General features: G+C 39.6%; 1 protein-coding gene. It reads left to right on the top strand.

The features are described 5' to 3' along the window. The coding region (locus WAX46_RS15660) for an IS3 family transposase (protein ID WP_336494318.1) at nucleotides 1–705 on the top strand (705 nt) is incomplete at both ends.

Below are 705 nucleotides of genomic sequence, written 5' to 3'. Positions count from 1 at the left end.
ATTCACAATAATCGTCACAAATACTCGGTATCAGCAATGTGCGACGTCCTACATCTCCCAAGAAGTACCTTCTATTATGAAGCAAAAACAGTCGAATCAAATGACGATGAACTGGAAGAAGTCATTCGAGACATCTTTTACGAAAACCGTCAAAACTATGGGACACGCAAAATCAAAATTGAACTTAGAAAGCGAGACTGGATTGTATCCATAAGAAAGATTGGCCGTATGATGAACAAGCTTGGCCTTGTTTCAAAATATACAATCGCTCAATTCAAACCTACGAAAAGCTCGTGCAATGAGTCTGAGCAGACGAACGAATTGAACCGAGAATTCCATCAGGATCAAGAGTTGAAAGTCGTGGTTAGTGATTTGACGTATGTCCGTGTGGGTCAAAAATGGCACTACATCTGTGTTTTTGTGGATCTCTTTAATCGCGAAATAATTGGTTTCAGTGCTGGCCCGCGAAAGGATGCGAAGCTTGTCTATCGGGCTTTTTCTTCTATTAAAGGAAACCTGAATGATATTGAGTTATTTCACACAGACCGTGGCAATGAGTTTAAGAATAAATTGATGGATGAGGCCTTAAAAACCTTTCAAATCAAACGCTCCTTAAGCTTCAAAGGGTCACCTTATGATAATGCCGTCGCTGAAGCGATGTTTAAGGTTATTAAAACTGAATTTGTGAATCATGCCCATTTTGAA

Source organism: Bacillus sp. FJAT-53060 (assembly GCF_037104745.1).
In the GTDB taxonomy this organism is placed as follows: Bacteria; Bacillota; Bacilli; order Bacillales; family Bacillaceae; genus Bacillus; species Bacillus stratosphericus_B.
Note: the sequence above shows the minus strand (reverse complement) of the source record. Positions and strands in the feature narration are given on the sequence as shown.